The following is a 770-nucleotide window of genomic DNA, read 5'->3' on the forward strand; positions in this document are numbered from 1 at the left end:
TCCTACGCCGATTCAACCGGCGCGACCGTAGCGCTGACCTTCAGCGTCCTGACGCTCGACATCACCAACATGACGACCGGCGCTCTGTCGCAGGCCCTCTCGGGTGTTGACTCCGTCCTGACGCAGATGACCGACGCTGCCGCCGACCTCGGTGCGCTCAACAGCCGTATCGACCTGCAGAACGGCTTCGTCGAAAGCCTCTCGGACTCGATCGAGAAGGGCGTTGGCCGCCTCGTTGATGCCGACATGAACGAGGAATCGACTCGCCTGAAGGCTCTGCAGACGCAGCAGCAGCTTGGCATCCAGGCGCTGTCGATCGCCAACTCCAACTCGCAGAACATCCTCTCGCTGTTCCGTTAATCGGCAGCGTGAGCGTGCGGGCTACGGGCCCGCACCCGATGCTCAATATCAGACCGCGCTTCGCAAGAAGCGCGGTCTCTTGTTTTTCGTCATTGCCGCAGGAAAATCTCGAAAAGTTTCCGTGGGTTTTAGGGTTCGTTAACCACGATGGTGTTTGTTGTAGCCATCGAGACGGCGGGTTGACCAACCAGCTTTCACAGGTCAGCAGGCATGAAGCTGACCGCCGTTTCCCGGTAATCCCGGAATGTCCCTTTCCTTTTTCATCGTTGCCAAAACAAGGGGCACTCAGCCAATGACGAGCATTCTGACCAATTCCGCCGCAATGGGCGCACTCGCCACCCTGCGTTCGATCAACTCCTCGATGGAGACCACCCAGGAACGCATCTCGACGGGCCTGCGCGTCGGTACCG

The 770-nt window shown here is 59.5% G+C and carries 1 protein-coding gene and 1 pseudogene; both read left to right on the top strand.

Going from position 1 to position 770, the window contains the following annotated elements; translation table 11 throughout:
• On the top strand, nucleotides 1–360 hold a 360-nt coding region (locus BBX50_RS26805; RefSeq protein ID WP_274534047.1), incomplete at its 5' end, for a flagellin.
• Between the two features lie 292 nt (nucleotides 361–652).
• A pseudogene (locus tag BBX50_RS30905) lies at nucleotides 653–770 on the top strand (flagellin); the annotation flags it as partial.

Source organism: Ensifer sp. LC11 (genome assembly GCF_001695835.1).
GTDB lineage: Bacteria > Pseudomonadota > Alphaproteobacteria > Rhizobiales > Rhizobiaceae > Ensifer.